Genomic DNA, 15,830 nt, shown 5'->3' on the forward strand with positions numbered 1-15,830 from the left:
AAACATTAGGCTACTAATTTTATTTTAACTTTAGCTCAAATTAATTTTGTAACATGACCAAACAGGAAAAGGTAGATTTTACTATTAAGACACTTCAGGAATTATATCCCAAAATACCAATCCCATTAGATCATAAAGATCCTTATACTTTACTCATTGCAGTATTAATGAGTGCACAAAGTACAGATGTAAGGGTGAACAAAATCACTCCACTCCTATTTGACAGAGCAGATAATCCACATGCAATGATTCGGTTATCTGTAGAAGAGATTCGAGACATTATAAAACCAGTTGGGTTAAGTCCTATGAAAGCCAAAGGTATTTATGGACTATCACATATATTGATAGAAAAGCATAACGGAGAGGTCCCTCAAAGTTTTGAGGCTCTTGAAGCTTTGCCTGCTGTTGGTCATAAAACCGCTAGTGTAGTAATGTCACAAGCATTTGGTGTACCTGCATTTCCTGTAGATACACATATTCATAGATTAATGTACAGATGGGGGTTTACTAATGGTAAAAACGTTACGCAAACCGAAAAAGATGCCAAGAGGTTATTCCCAAAAGAATTATGGAACGACCTGCATCTTCAAATCATATGGTACGGTAGAGAATATTCTCCTGCTAGAGGCTGGGATCTTGACAAAGATATTATTACCAAAACTATAGGCAGAAAAACTGTTTTAGACGAGTACCAAAAAGCAAAAAGGCCTATTAAAAAATAGGCCTTTATAAGTTTAATTTAAAATCGTTTCAAACTTAAGATTGTTATACTCTACAACCTGTAACGATTTTGAATAGTTTAGAAGAAAATCTATTGTTCTTCTGCTTGGTACTAAATGTTTTTCTTCTTTTTTAGAAGACTTAAAGTAAAATTTTGCCATATTATATAATCTTAAATTTAAAGGGTTATATAAGGATAACGGCACTAATTCTGCTTTATTGTATAAAAAAGCTATTAATTTGTTAAAACAATATTATTTTTTTCTATTACTTTTCTTAAATTAATTAAAGCATATCGCATTCTACCAAGAGCAGTATTTATACTAACCCCTGTTTTATCAGATATTTCTTTAAAACTCATGTCTCTATACATACGCATTATTAAGACTTCTTTCTGGTCATCTGGTAATTCCTGAATCAAATTACGCAAATCTTCTTCTACCTGATCTTTTATTAATCTCTTTTCGGCATTTAGATTTCCATCACTAATTACAGAAAAAATACTAAACTCTCCATTATCTTCGAATTTTGGCATACGATTTCCTTTTCTAAAGTGATCAATTACCAAATTATGGGCAATACGCATTACCCAAGGAAGAAATTTCCCTTCTTCGTTATATTTTCCGTTTTTTAATGTTCGGATTACTTTAATAAAAGTATCCTGAAAAATATCTTCAGAGACATCTCTATCAAAAACTTTTGAATAAATAAAACTGTAAATACGTTGCTTATGACGTTCGATAAGGACAGAAAGAGCACATTCGTCTCCTTTGATGTAGTTATTAACCAGAACTGCGTCTGTTAGGGTGTAATTTTTCATACCTTGACTATTATTTAGTACAAACAAGCGTGGGGCTCGTGCTATGTTAAACTTTTAAAGTAAAGGTATGCTATAGGCAGTTTTGTTTAAATTTTGGTTCCTTAATTAGGGGCTAATATAATAACATTCATTGAATTTCAAACAATTTCTTGTTAATTTTTTTAACTAAACTTTCAATCTATATAGGTTATAATACTTGTTTAGTAATCCTTATCTTTGCGCTCTTACCGCATATTTACTATGATTCAAGACATTACAACCTTAGATCCAAAAGAGAATATAATTATTAAAGGAGCTAAACTTCACAACCTGAAAGATTTAGACGCCGTTATTCCTAGAAACAAACTAGTAGTCATTACAGGATTATCCGGTTCTGGTAAATCTAGTTTAGCTTTTGATACTTTATATGCCGAAGGACAACGCAGATATGTAGAAAGCCTTTCGTCCTATGCCAGACAGTTTTTAGGACGTCTTAATAAGCCAAAAGTAGATTATATAAAAGGTATAGCTCCAGCAATTGCAATAGAGCAAAAAGTAAACTCTACCAATCCAAGATCTACTGTCGGTACTACCACAGAAATATATGATTATTTGAAATTACTTTTTGCCAGAATAGGTAAAACCTATTCCCCTATCACGGGTAACCAGGTAAAAAAAGATAGCGTAACCGATGTTATCGAATACGTAAAATCTTTTGAAGATGGCGAAAAACTATTACTCCTCTCTCCTATTCATATCGAAGAAGGTCGTACACTAGAAGGAAAATTAAAAGTATTACAACAACAAGGATATGCACGTATAAAAAACAATGGTACTGTAACCAGGATAGAAGATGCTTCTATACAAGAAAAAGATGATTTTTATCTGGTTGTCGATCGTATTGTAAAAAGAGATGAAGAAGATTTTTATAATCGCTTGGCAGATGCTATTGGTTCTGCATTTTTTGAAGGTAAAGGCACTTGTTTTATCGAAACATTAAAAGAAGGTAACCTAAGACAATTTAGTAATAAATTCGAATTAGACGGACTCTCTTTCCTCGAACCTAATATACATTTATTTAGTTTTAATAACCCATATGGTGCCTGTCCAGAATGCGAAGGTTATGGTGATGTAATTGGTATCGATGAAGATCTTGTTATCCCAAATACGGCATTAAGTGTATTTGAAGGAGCTGTTTTTCCCTGGAAAGGCGATAGTATGGGGTGGTATAAAGAGCAATTGGTAAATAGTGCCTATAAATTTGATTTCCCTATTCATAAACCATATTTCGAATTATCAGATCAGGATAGAGAACTACTATGGAAAGGAAATGAATATTTCGAAGGGATCACCAGCTTCTTTAAAGAACTAGAAGTCAAAGCGTATAAAATTCAGAATCGGGTAATGCTTTCTCGCTATCGCGGAAAAACGAAATGTAACACCTGCAAAGGAAAGCGTTTACGTACAGAAGCAAACTATGTAAAAATTGATGGAGCTACAGTAACAGATTTGGTAGAGAAACCTTTAAACGAATTAGCAGATTTCTTTAAAAACATTACGCTTAATGAATATGATGCGAAAATTGCTAAGCGCCTTCTTAAAGAAATTAATAGTCGATTAGAGTTTTTACAAAATGTAGGATTAGAATACTTAACGCTTAATCGTAAATCGAATACATTATCCGGAGGAGAATCGCAACGTATTAACCTGGCAACCTCACTAGGAAGTAGCCTGGTTGGTTCTATGTATATCCTTGACGAACCTAGTATAGGGCTACATCCAAAAGATACCGAAAAGTTGATTAAAGTACTGCAATCTCTTCGTGATTTAGGAAATACCGTAATTGTCGTAGAGCACGATGAGGATATTATGAAAGCTGCAGATGAAATTATCGATATAGGCCCCGAAGCAGGTACATATGGAGGTCATGTCGTTGCAACAGGCCCTTTTGATCAAATCCTGAAAGCAGATTCTCTTACCGCAAAATACCTTAATGGAGCCCTAGAAATCGAAGTTCCCAAAACCCGAAGAACTTCAAAATACTATGTCGAAATCATAGGTGCACGTGAGAATAACTTAAAAAATATTGATGTAAAAGTTCCTCTTGGAGTCTTTACAGCTATTACAGGAGTATCTGGTAGTGGTAAGAGTACACTTGTCAAAAAAATCATTTACCCTTCTTTGCTCAAACAATTAGGAGGGTACGGAGAAAAAGCCGGGCAGTTTACAGAACTTAAAGGCAATTATAGTAATATAAAACATGTAGAGTTTGTAGATCAAAACCCAATCGGTAGATCCTCGCGCTCTAATCCTGTTACTTACATTAAAGCCTATGATGATATCCGTAATTTATTTGCTTCCCAAAAATTATCCGGCATTCGTAATTATAAAGCAAAACACTTTTCTTTTAATGTAGATGGTGGTCGATGCGAAACCTGTAAAGGAGAAGGAGAAGTTACCATAGAGATGCAGTTTATGGCTGATGTACATCTGGAATGTGAAACCTGCGCCGGAAAACGCTTCAAAAAAGATGTTCTCGAAGTAACATTTCATGATAAAAATATTCATGATATACTCTCGATGACCATAGATAATGCTATTGATTTCTTTTCTGATCATAATCAAACCAAAATACAGAGGAAACTCCAACCTCTACAAGATGTAGGCTTGGGATATGTACAATTAGGACAGAGTTCTTCTACTCTTTCTGGTGGTGAAGCTCAACGAATTAAACTTGCTTCCTTTTTGGTAAAAGGAAATACCAAAGACAAAGCATTATTTATCTTTGATGAGCCCACCACAGGGCTTCATTTTCATGATATCAAAAAATTGCTCAAATCTTTTAATGAATTGATTGCAAAAGGGCATTCTATCTTAGTGATAGAACACAATTTGGATCTTGTAAAGTGTGCCGATTATATAATTGATCTTGGGCTAGAAGGTGGTAAAAATGGAGGCAATATCGTTGCAGAAGGCACGCCCGAAGAAATTGTAAAAATCAAAGGATCGTATACAGGAGAATATTTGAAGGAGAAGTTATAATTTTAGCGATATTTTTTTATCAAAAGTAATGCCACTCTAACCTGTTGTATGTTCTAATACTTCTTGATTCGTAATTATATAGTATACAATAGGTGAATTTGTTACACATTTCACTAACCCGAAATCAATACAACCTACCAGAACATGCAAATTCAAAGTATTTTGAATACTATTTTATAAAATAGTGTTCACTTAAAAATCCAACCAAAATTTATATAAATTTTTATAACTCCAATCTCTACAACCAATCAAGATAGAATTATCAACTACCATTTCTTTACTCAAGATCATAGAGAACGAAAATACTTTTTCAAAAAATAACATCCTAAAAAACAATTAATTACAATCAACTTTCAATTTCTTTCCAATTTTTGGCACGCCATTTGAAACACTACTTATCAAATAGCGGAAGCCGAAAAGCTAATGAGTAGGCATAAACCCAAAACATGTAAGTTATGAAAAAAATGATACTTTTTATTGCAGTATTATTACTAGTAGGAACAACTGCACAAGCGACCGACCAAAAACACTCGGATCACCAGGATAGGGTTACAAAACGCTATCACCATGCACAACCCATTGTATTTGTAGAGGGCGGAGTACAATTTTTTGTCTATCCAGAAGGAGACATCGATTACAGAATCATTAAAAGAAGAGGTAGATACCATCATAGAAACTGGAACCGTAATGTATATAATACACCCGGTTCGTATGCACATCGAAGACACTATAATAACTTCATTAGGTATGATTATTATGGTAGACTAAAAAAGGTAGGACGTAATTATATTACATATGACCGATACAATAGAGTACGTAGAATAGGCTCGGTATCTATGCGATATAACAGAAGAGGATTAGTATATCAAATAGGAGGACTTCATATCTACTATAAAAAATATGGACGAATAAAGTATGTAGAAGGTAATGTTCATCATGATGGTTGTGGGTATTGTGGAATAGACGGATGTTCGATCACGCATTCCCCATACTATAACCGAAATTGGAAAAATAAACATTATAAACACAATGACGATGATGATGACCATTATTATAAAAATAGAAAAAGAAAAAAAAGATATAGTAATGACGACGATGATTAGAAAATAGAACGTATAAAGATTGGTTAGTTGTTTAAACCCCGTTGCCAGGAGTATTTGGTAGCGGGGTTTTTTATTTAGGGCGTTCGGGCGGGCTATCCATTGCAATTCCTCGCGCGCTATTACCCGCTGCGGGATTTACACTACTATCCCTAACGCAAAACCACATACAATTGACAAATCTCATTTCTGACTTAAATTTAAAGTGTTGTTAACCTTTTTTCAAGACAGTATGAATATTATATATTTATACCTTATACCAGTAGTCATTTCAATAAATATCAAATCAAAAAAATATGAATTTCTGCAAAACTTTTCTATTATTTTTTATAATCGTTAGTGCATCAATACATGCTCAAAAAATGCAATTCGAAGACTACGACCCGCCCTCTACTCTAGTCGTTCCCGAGACAGAAATTAAAAAAGCAAAATTCCCTTTTATCGATGTTCATAACCATCAATTTAGAATGCCAACCCAAAACCTGCAGGATGTTGTTACCGAAATGGATAAACTAAACATGGGGGTTATGGTAAATCTATCAGGAAGAGGTCGAGGGTCTGATGAACATCTTATCAAATCACTAGAAAATGTTAAAACTAATTTCCCAAATAGATTTATCGTATTTACAAATATTGATCTTAAAGGAATTGATGAACCTGGTTGGACAGAAAAAACAGTTGCTCAAATAGAAAAAGATGTAGCCATGGGAGCCAACGGATTAAAAATCTATAAAAGTCAAGGGATGGATAATAAGGATAGTAAAGGTAATCGCATTAAGATCGATGATCCTAGAATAGGGCCTGTATGGGAAAAATGTGGTGAGCTAGGTATCCCGGTTTTGATACATTCTGCAGATCCAAAATCATTTTGGGATGCACATGATAATAAGAATGAGCGTTGGCTAGAACTTAAACTACGATCAAGAAGAAAAAGAGATTCCAAAGTAACCGGTTCCTGGGAAACCATTATACAAGAACAACACAATATTTTTAAAAAACATAAAAACACCAAATTTATCAATGCACATTTAGGTTGGTACGGAAACAACCTGGCAAAACTTGCAAAACTTATGGATGAAATACCTAATATGTATAGCGAAATTGGAGCAGTTATAGCAGAATTAGGTAGGCAGCCTCGTAACGCAAAAGCTTTCCTTACCAAATACCAGGATAGAGTAATGTTTGGAAAAGACTCTTGGAACCCCGAAGAGTATTATACCTACTTTAGGGTTTTAGAATCAGACGATGAGTATTTTCCTTACTACAAAAGATATCATGCTTTCTGGAAAATGTATGGATTAGATCTTGATGACGAAGTATTAAAAAAGCTATATTATAAGAATGCTCTAAAGATAATTCCAAATATCGATAAGAGCCTATTTCCAAAATAGAAAATAAGCGACTTGTTAGATTTCCATATTATGAAACAATTGATATACCAAATATCGTATATACAATATTTGGTATATCAATCTAAACCATAAACCAATTATACTACTAATCTAATAATGCCAGGACATCCAAAATTTCTTGTGTTGTTTTAGGCTCAAAGGTAAATGAAAGCTCTTCTTCTTCAGAAATAACTACATTTTTAATCGCCAAATACTGTTGATTATTCTCTATAGTAATTACCACATAAGTAACTGCCAGCCCAACCGGTAAAGAATCTGTATAGCTTTGTATGATTGGAGTCCCGGCATTAAAGATTTTAACAACAGCAGGCAAGTTATTTTCTTTAAAGACTAAATACACAGCAGTTTCTGCAGCGTTAGGGCTATTCGTTAAATTAATATAATTTGTAGTTTTTGCCCCCGGATATGCATAAAACTTATCGCAATTTGACCATCCGGTATCAAATACATCATAGATATAAGAGGATGGAGCTGCATTATACATAATACCACTTGTACCATTACCAATTCCTACATCTCGTGTAGCATTCCAAACAATGGCACCATCATTTGTTGCAGTACCAGTAAAAGGAAGCATATCATCATCAGCACCTCCCGTAGATGGAACCTGAACCTGATAAAATGTACCTGGTGCCATATCCAGAGAATTTCCGTTTTGAGTAACCACAACCTCGGTCTCTCCTTCAGAAAGAAGAAAGGTATTTTCATCAGAAAAATTAACTGCATTAGTAGGTTTATTTGACAAAATCATTTGACTGGCCGTAAATATCTCTCTAATAGAAACATCTACTGTACCATTAATTAAATTTCCATCACTATCAACTAATGAATTTGGAGGAAAAATCACTTTAGTCCCATCTTCTCCGGTAATAGTACCTCCAATCGTTGCATCAACTGTAAAATCTTGTTTTTGCACACCATTTGCCTCATAAAATCCCAGGATATCTTGATAACCAAGAATTTCTTGCTGTGGTATCAGTTCATCATCATTTTTTGAACAACTGCTTATCAAAAAAGCAGTTAATAATACCATTACCATTCCGAATATATTCTTTAACGTATTCATCATCTTAATTTTTAAAGTTTTACATCTTCATATCAATACATAAAGATTATTGTTACCCCTATTATGAATATATTTTTATAATCTTTTTTCTAGATAGTGTACAATTTCGATAACAACTTTAAATATTCCAAAAAACACAAAGCACTATTTTTCAGACATTTAACTTTTTGGCACACTGCTTGATACTATAAAACTGAGAATGAAAAATTAATTTCTGTTCTCATTTTAAAACCACAGATTATGAAAAATTTTGTTTTACTTTTTACAGGCTTATTGTTAGCATCATTTACTGCTAGCGCTTCAGAAACGAATACAGAATCATCTGCCAGATATTCCAATTATGGGAAATCATTTATTTTCTCTGAAGGAGGAATCGATTTTTCGGTATATGCAGATGGTCAATTTGATTTTTATATCAATGGGCAAAGAAGCGGTGTAAGTATTGGAGTTAATGCGCCGGGAGTAAATATAAGTTTTAATTCTGGGTATGACTATGACGCTTATGTACAATATGATGATTATGGAGCTGTAGTGCAAGTAGAAGATGTACCTATCTTTTATGACTATTATGGTAGAATTGTACAAGCAGGAGATATTTACATTAATTATAACAATTATGGTCGTATTTCTAGAGTTGGTGGATTATATGTTCATTATAATAGCTACGGAAATTTCTTAAACTGTACAGGTTATATTAACCGTTATAACAGGTATTACGAATACAGACCGTTTCACGCTTATTTTACAGTACCGGTAGTAAGTAGATGTATTGTATATCAAAGACCATACAGAAGATATTATACTCCGTATAGATGTTCATATACCGTATACAGAACTAATTATTATAATGGATATTATAGCAGACCCTATAGAAGTCGTAATTATTACAGGCCTAATAGTAGAGTATCGAGTTATAATAGAGGATATAGAGGTTCTCGTGCCAGAAGCACCAATTATAGAACAAGAGATCATAGAACAGCAATGTACAAAAGAAATGATCGTAACTATAGTAGTAGAGTAGTTCGCAGCAGATCTAATTATAATAAAAGTAATGTGACTCGTAGCAGATCAAACAATTATAGTACAAGAAATAGTGCTAGAAGTAGATCTAATAATTATGGAACCAGAACTACTACCAGAAGTAGATCAAATAACAATAAGGTTGGAAACATAAACAGAACACGTTCTGTAACACCAAATACAAGAACGCGTACAACGAGTAGAAATACACAGACCAGACAGCGAGTACAATCAAATAATAGAAGTACGCCATCTAGACAAAGAGTTCAGTCAACTCAACAAAGAACCAGAAATGCTGTAACTAACAGACCTAAGTACGACAGAAGCAGTAGATCTCGTAGTACCGTAGCAAAGACAAATCAGGTTCGAAAACAAAGAAGTTCTGGTAGAAATTACTCTGGTAATGTAACAAAACGTTCTAATAACAGTCAATATAGTAGTAAGAGAACAAATAGATCCAGAACAACAACAAATAGACAAAGAAGCAATACTTCTAGCAGAGCATCGAGATCAAACAATTCTCGTTCTCGTAGCAGCAGAAGTAGAAGCTAAGAAGACATATAAAACATTAAATTTTTTGGTTGGTTAGTTGGAAAATCCCTCAGAGTAGTATGCTTTAAGCATCTCGAGGGATTTTCTGTATTAAATTGTTAATATCTACAGATACTTTCAGGAAATAAAAAACAATAGTATATCCAAGACCAATCATAATACTCTTAAGAGCGATATTAAGAATCGGATGAAACGGTAATTCCCAAAAATAAAAACCAAAAACAAAAGCTATAACGAGCACTAATGCCAAAGCTGTTTTTTTCGAAAATGGATGCATCCCAAATTTAGCATAGACAATCCATAACTTAGCAAAATTATAACAAAATACAGCAATACACGTAGCAATAGCTGCACCGGTAACTCCAAAAGCAGGAATCCAAAGCATATTGAGTATCACAGTAAGAATTGCCATCCCTACTCCTATGTATAGTACCATTCTGTAATAATCTGAACTATATAGAATTGCATTATTATTTCCTAAAAGGTTATCGAATAGCTTAGCACTCCCTATCAAAATTACAACCCAGATAAACAGTTCATACTCATCAGGAATAATTTCAAAAAGCTGATGTACATTACAAATAATTAGCACAAAAAGTAATCCACTGGTTACTAAAAGGTTAAGAGAGCTTTTTTTATACAAATCTCGCAATTGACCTTTTGCTTTTTCGTTAATTAACTTAGCGGTTAAAGGGTATGTAATCTGATGCATGGCTCTAGAAGGAATAATAATCACACTAGCGATATAAGCACATATACCATATTTAGCCACATTTTCTATAAGAAGATAACGTTCTATCATTGTCTTATCTAAATCAATTAACAAAGTAGCCACAGAACCTGCAATCAATATCAATCCAGAATATTTAAATACAGAAATATAATTATCGGGTAATGAGAATTGTGGCTTAAAACGGTGAAGCTTCAATGCATATGCTTGCATAATCCCAGTACGTAATACATATGCACTCATGAGTGCGTATACGAATTGCTGAATTGTAAGAACTTCAAAATATACCAAAAACAAAAGAACACTTGTACATAGCCTTAAAAACAACTCTTTCATGATGTTTCCGAACACACTCTTCAGCTTTACTTTAGACCATGCAAAAAACACTTCAAAATAAGACACTGCAAAAGCCAGAATAAAAATAGTCCAGACATAAGGTTGCACTATTGTATTCTTATCACTAAATAAGCCCAGAATTGTAGTATAGAAAAACGAACCTATTACTCCAAGAATTAGAGCTATCAATAATGGTAAGATCAACATCATGGTTAGAAACCTATCTTGTTGTTCTCGATCAGAGTACGATGAAAAAAATTTCACCAGGGTATTATGTACACCAAATGCCATTAGAGGCCATATTAGATTTGAAGCCGTAATCAGGTAAGAGACCAATCCATAATGTTCTTCGTCCATAAAATTGGTAAATAAGAACAATGTATTTATGGCTCCAATACCAAACCCCATACAAGTAATAATAATATTTCGTATGGTTTGATTAACAACTACTCCCATTATTATTTTTTGATCGTTTTAATTTTAAAGCCTAAAAGTACAAAATACGAGATTAGTGGTAACATGATATTTTTTTATAAACTGAAGAAAAACATTTTTATCAATTTATAACACAAAAAGAGGTTGTTATTTCTAACAACCTCTTTTAATGACGTTATATTCATATTTTATCTAGGGCAAATCTTAGCTATATCTCCTGTAATAGTCCAGTTTTTTGCAACTATTAAAGTATTTCTTTCTACATTACCATTGCAATACTCCAGACCTTTTGCTCCTAAAGTTACATCAGATTGTAGGTTTGGTAATTTGGACCATTCGATTAATAGCGTATCATAATTATGATTAGAAAGCATAGAATCGTCTAACATTCCAAACATATTCACTACTTTGCTCACATCCCATGTACTAAGATCTTGATTAAAAGACGTAGCATTTTTAAACATAAATGACATACCCACCACCTTACTCACATTCCATGAACTAAGATCTGCATTAAAAGATGTAGCATAAGAAAACATAGAATCCATATTACTAACCTTGCTTACATCCCAGTTACTAAGATCTCCTGTAAAAGATTGAGCATGAGTAAACATCCCTTTGGTACTAATTACATTACTAACATTCCAAGTATCGATATTCCCATTAAAAGCAATAGCTCCATTAAACATATCCGCCATATCGGTTACCTTGCTTACATTCCATTTATCAAGGTTTTTGTTAAAAGCTTTAGCTATAGAAAACATAAACCTCATGTTTGTCACATTACTTACATCCCAGTTACCAAGATCTTGATTAAAAGAAGTAGCTTCACTAAACATAGATCCCATACTGACTACACTAGTAACGTTCCATTTGCTTATATCTCCATTAAAAACTGTAGCATCGCTAAACATACTACTCATATTCGTTACCTTACCTACATTCCAGGTACTTATATCTCCATTAAAAGAAGTAGCTTTAAAAAACATAGAACCCATTTTTTCTACCTTACCTACATTCCATGTACTTATATTTCCATTAAACAAAGTAGCATTAGAAAACATCCCTGTCATATTAGTTACATTACTAACATCCCATTGATCGAGATCTTTGTTAAAAGAGCTGGTGTTAGAGAACATTCTTCTCATAGTAGTTATGGTACTCACATCCCAATTATTAATATCCCCATTAAACTTAGCACAACCATAGAACATAGAATGCAATTCTGTTACCTTTGATAAGTTTGGTATATCCTTGGCATTATAAGTCATGTTTTCACAAAAGATAAAAGCTTCGGCAAAAGACTCCCAAACATTATCTCCCCATTGCTCTATTGTTTGTAATTTTGCAGCATTTGAAACAGCACCATCTCCTTCAACTTCACCAGGTTTATCTTTAAATTGAACTGCTGGTAATACTCCAGAAACAGACACAGTATACACTCCTGATTCTACATAGGTATGCTTCGGAGTAGTTGTTACATTAGTTTCTATGGTTCCATCACCCCAATCGATAGTAAAATTATAGGTTAGCTCATCATTAAGTTGAAAAATAATTTCTTCATTAGCCGCTGTAGTTTTCCAGGTTGTAATAAAAGCCTCTGCTACATTTTCTAAAGAAATAGTAATCGCTGCACTCGCTTTATGTGTACCATCTGATACTTCTACAGTAATTGTATAGGTAGCATTTGCTTCAAAGTCAAGTTTTTTACCCGCTACGAGACTTAATTCTCCTACATCGGTTAACTCAAAAAGATCATTACTATTTTGGGTAAGTTCGAAAGTAATCGAAGCTTGTTCTGGATCTGTTGCTGTTACAGTACCAATAACTACATCATCAGCAATATTTTCGGCAACAGTAAATGTTTGAGCGTTAATCACTGGTGCTTTATTAACCACAGGTTGCGGTTGCGCGTCATCATCTTTACTACATCCAATAGATAGTACGGCCATCATTAGCATAGCCAATACACTTACTTTAATTTGTTTTCGTTTCTTCATTTGTACATTTTTTTTTGAGGCGCATGCTCAGGTTTCAAAAGAAGAAAACCTGAGGAGCTTACGTAATTTTGTTTCTAATACTTGATATTTTTATGCAAACCTAGAAAGACGTTTATTACAAAAAGAAGTTGTTTTGTATTCGCTATACACTGTTGGATATTCGCTACGGTTTATTTGATATTTGATTATACGTACTTATTAATATTATAAAAACTGATACTATAGTAAAACACTATTTAAATAAAGGTTGCCAAATAATGGCAACCTTTCCAGAAAAACATTTTTTTGAAGTATAAAATGACTCAAAAAAATAACTATTCATCAAATTTTATCACAGTAGTTTTATTTTCATTTACAGAATCCGAATATGCAACGTATGGTACGTTATTATCGACTACCAAACTTACAGATCTTGCTTCTGATACAGTATATCCAGCAGCAGTTCCTATTTTTTGCCATTTATTTTCTTCAAATTTTACAACAGTAACCTCAGTACCTCCATCTATATATGCCACATAAGGGACATTATTATGAACCACTAAACTTTGATATCTTGCAGAACGTGTAGAAAAACCAGGATTTCCTATTGTACTCCAAGCATTATTTTCATATTTCATCACTGTTGTTTTTCCGCCATTCGCATAATCTTTATACGCAATATATAGTATTCCATTATCAATTACCATACTTTGGTATTCTGCTCGCCCTGCTGATACTCCAGGGGTATTACCAACATTACTCCACTTCCCATCTTTAAAATGCATTACAGTAGTTTTATTGTCATTATTCTGATCGGTATATGCTACATAAGGAATATTATTATCAACCACTAAACTTTGATAACTGGCAGAACCTGCAGAAAACCTTTCTTCACCTACATTTATCCATTTATCAGCTTCAAACTTCATTACTGTAGTTTTTCCATCATTCCCATTCTGACTATAAGCTACGTAAGGCACTCCATTATTAATAGCCAGACTTTGATCAGATGCTCCAACAGCAGAAAAACCGGCAACACCAACATTTTTCCATACTCCTCCTTCAAACTTTACCAAGCTAGTTTTTCTTTCACTATTATGATCACTATAAGCCATATAAGGGATTCCATTATAGAATTTTAAACTTGGATAACCTGCTTTTCCATCAGAAACCCCAGCTTCTGATCCAACATGTTTCCAACTACCATTTTCATACTTCATTACCATAGCCTTAAATTGATTACCAATATCGCCATATGCAACATAAGGTATTCCATTAGAAATAGCCAGGCTATGTTCATAGGTTCTTCCTACCGAAAATCCTGCATTACCTACTATTTTCCAGCTTGCAGCTATATCTTTTAGTGTTATGTTTACAGTAGCGTTTTTTGATACTTCTCCACTCATTACTTTTACCACTGCTGTAACAGTAGTACGAGTTTCAAAATCAAATAAAGATGGATTTTTTACGTTTAATTCTCCTGTAGCACTATTAATACTTAAAGCGTCTGCGGGCTCTTGAGAAGTGATGCTGAAAGTGACGTCTCCTTCGCTCGCCGTCCCGGATACTGTACCAATACTCTGTCCTTCTTCTGGGTTCTCATTTATTTCTGTTTTGAAATCGGTTGTGGTTACAATAACTGCTGGTGGATCAGTTTCATCAACATCTGTAATTGCTATCGTAATTTTAGCGTCCTTTGAAATTGTACCACTTTTTACGGTAACCACCCCAATAATTGAAGTACGGGTTTCAAAATCAAACAGTGACACTTCTTTCACTTTTAATTCTCCTGTCTTAGCATCAATAGACATCGCATTTTTAGGATCCTGACTAGTCAGAGTAAAAGACACCTCTCCTTGGCTAGCTTTGCCAGTTACTTTTCCTATACTTTGCCCTACTGTCGGGTTTTCATCTATTGCTATAGTAAAATCAGCAGTTGTCACCGTGATCGGTGCAATATTTTCGTCATCGCTTTTACATCCTGTTACTATTATGGCCATTATAAATAAAGCCAATGCGCTTACTTTAATTTGTTTTTGTTTCTTCATTTGTATATTAATTTATCAGGATTACGCTCTGATCAAAAAACCAGAGGAGTATCCCTAATTCTGTTTTTAATAATTGATATTTTGATGCAACCATTTCTAGGTTAATTTAATATCCTTTTTATTAGAAGGATCAAGAATAGCTGCTTTTACATCTACATTAGCCTCTACCATATATTTTGATTTTTCATTAGAAGCAAATTTGCTCATCTTTCCGATTGCGCCAAGAGTTCCTCCTTTTTCTGCTAATGAATCTGCTTTAGACTTTAACAACTTAAACGGCAAAACAAAAGGGATTTCTTTTACTCCCCCTGGTTTAATAGTATAAGTCTCAGTAAACTTAACCACACCCAAATCAAAAGATTCTGTACTCGCATTATCTCCTCGTCCTCTTGTAAACTCCTCTACAAATTTGATTTCGACTTCGATAATCTCTTGTTCGCTTTTGGTGGTTAACACCACCTTACCCTCTACTTGTTCACTTTCTTTAGCAACATGTCCCGGAATTTGTAGAGTTACTTTTACTCCTCCAATACCTAGCTTATTCTTTACTTTATCAAAAAATCCCATTTTTATTAGTTTTATTTAATTATT

Annotated in this window: 11 protein-coding genes; 5 read left to right on the forward strand and 6 right to left on the reverse strand. The window is 33.6% G+C overall.

All coding sequences use genetic code 11. The features are described from left to right. The first annotated feature begins 53 nt into the window (after positions 1-53). Positions 54-722, forward strand: a complete 669-nt coding sequence (gene nth / locus DK441_RS26120; protein ID WP_025665486.1) for an endonuclease III — start codon at positions 54-56, stop codon at positions 720-722. Between the two features lie 233 nt (positions 723-955). On the opposite strand, the gene DK441_RS26125 is transcribed toward nth, so the two are convergent. Further along, positions 956-1,540 carry an RNA polymerase sigma factor gene (locus DK441_RS26125; protein ID WP_024769545.1) on the reverse strand — a complete coding sequence of 195 codons (585 nt, stop codon included), beginning with the start codon at positions 1,538-1,540 and terminating at the stop codon, positions 956-958. 240 nt (positions 1,541-1,780) lie between these two features. Between DK441_RS26125 and uvrA the strand changes: the two genes are divergently transcribed. The 3 genes from uvrA (at position 1,781) to DK441_RS26140 (ending at position 7,052) form a co-directional block, all read left to right on the forward strand. Next, complete coding sequence (gene uvrA, locus DK441_RS26130; protein WP_109853471.1) at positions 1,781-4,561, forward strand: excinuclease ABC subunit UvrA; 2,781 nt, start codon at positions 1,781-1,783, stop codon at positions 4,559-4,561. Between the two features lie 455 nt (positions 4,562-5,016). After that, the gene (locus DK441_RS26135) at positions 5,017-5,664 is read left to right on the forward strand and encodes a hypothetical protein (protein WP_109853472.1); all 648 of its coding nucleotides are present in this window, start codon (positions 5,017-5,019) and stop codon (positions 5,662-5,664) included. A gap of 359 nt (positions 5,665-6,023) precedes the next feature. Continuing rightward, a complete protein-coding gene (locus DK441_RS26140; RefSeq protein ID WP_235015841.1) occupies positions 6,024-7,052 on the forward strand; it encodes an amidohydrolase family protein in 1,029 nt (342 codons plus the stop codon). Positions 7,053-7,158: 106 nt separating this feature from the next. Here DK441_RS26140 and DK441_RS26145 read toward each other — a convergent pair whose 3' ends face one another. Further along, the gene (locus DK441_RS26145; protein WP_109853474.1) at positions 7,159-8,139 is read right to left on the reverse strand and encodes a hypothetical protein; all 981 of its coding nucleotides are present in this window, start codon (positions 8,137-8,139) and stop codon (positions 7,159-7,161) included. A 240-nt stretch (positions 8,140-8,379) separates the two neighbouring features. Between DK441_RS26145 and DK441_RS26150 the strand changes: the two genes are divergently transcribed. Next, on the forward strand, positions 8,380-9,711 hold the full coding sequence (locus DK441_RS26150) for a hypothetical protein (protein ID WP_109853475.1): 1,332 nt from the start codon (positions 8,380-8,382) through the stop codon (positions 9,709-9,711). Positions 9,712-9,775: 64 nt separating this feature from the next. On the opposite strand, the gene DK441_RS26155 is transcribed toward DK441_RS26150, so the two are convergent. The 4 genes from DK441_RS26155 to DK441_RS26170 form a co-directional block, all read right to left on the reverse strand. Beyond that, entirely contained in the window at positions 9,776-11,233 is a 1,458-nt protein-coding gene (locus tag DK441_RS26155; RefSeq protein ID WP_109853476.1) for a polysaccharide biosynthesis C-terminal domain-containing protein, read from the reverse strand. A 167-nt stretch (positions 11,234-11,400) separates the two neighbouring features. After that, complete coding sequence (locus DK441_RS26160) at positions 11,401-13,212, reverse strand: BspA family leucine-rich repeat surface protein (protein ID WP_109853477.1); 1,812 nt, start codon at positions 13,210-13,212, stop codon at positions 11,401-11,403. A gap of 314 nt (positions 13,213-13,526) precedes the next feature. After that, a complete protein-coding gene (locus DK441_RS26165; RefSeq protein WP_109853478.1) occupies positions 13,527-15,239 on the reverse strand; it encodes a cadherin repeat domain-containing protein in 1,713 nt (570 codons plus the stop codon). Between the two features lie 96 nt (positions 15,240-15,335). Then, a complete protein-coding gene (locus DK441_RS26170; protein ID WP_109853479.1) occupies positions 15,336-15,806 on the reverse strand; it encodes a sporulation protein in 471 nt (156 codons plus the stop codon). Positions 15,807-15,830: the final 24 nt, after the last annotated feature.

Source organism: Aquimarina sp. AU58, assembly GCF_900312745.1.
GTDB lineage: Bacteria > Bacteroidota > Bacteroidia > Flavobacteriales > Flavobacteriaceae > Aquimarina > Aquimarina spinulae.

Excerpts from the sequence above, each read along its gene's own strand:
- nth (WP_025665486.1), top strand. The coding sequence starts at position 54 with ATGACCAAACAGGAAAAGGTAGATTTTACTATTAAGACACTTCAGGAA.
- DK441_RS26125 (WP_024769545.1), bottom strand. The coding sequence starts at position 1,540 with ATGAAAAATTACACCCTAACAGACGCAGTTCTGGTTAATAACTACATC.
- uvrA (WP_109853471.1), top strand. The coding sequence starts at position 1,781 with ATGATTCAAGACATTACAACCTTAGATCCAAAAGAGAATATAATTATT.
- DK441_RS26135 (WP_109853472.1), top strand. The coding sequence starts at position 5,017 with ATGAAAAAAATGATACTTTTTATTGCAGTATTATTACTAGTAGGAACA.
- DK441_RS26140 (WP_235015841.1), top strand. The coding sequence starts at position 6,024 with ATGCAATTCGAAGACTACGACCCGCCCTCTACTCTAGTCGTTCCCGAG.
- DK441_RS26145 (WP_109853474.1), bottom strand. The coding sequence starts at position 8,139 with ATGAATACGTTAAAGAATATATTCGGAATGGTAATGGTATTATTAACT.
- DK441_RS26150 (WP_109853475.1), top strand. The coding sequence starts at position 8,380 with ATGAAAAATTTTGTTTTACTTTTTACAGGCTTATTGTTAGCATCATTT.
- DK441_RS26155 (WP_109853476.1), bottom strand. The coding sequence starts at position 11,233 with ATGGGAGTAGTTGTTAATCAAACCATACGAAATATTATTATTACTTGT.
- DK441_RS26160 (WP_109853477.1), bottom strand. The coding sequence starts at position 13,212 with ATGAAGAAACGAAAACAAATTAAAGTAAGTGTATTGGCTATGCTAATG.
- DK441_RS26165 (WP_109853478.1), bottom strand. The coding sequence starts at position 15,239 with ATGAAGAAACAAAAACAAATTAAAGTAAGCGCATTGGCTTTATTTATA.
- DK441_RS26170 (WP_109853479.1), bottom strand. The coding sequence starts at position 15,806 with ATGGGATTTTTTGATAAAGTAAAGAATAAGCTAGGTATTGGAGGAGTA.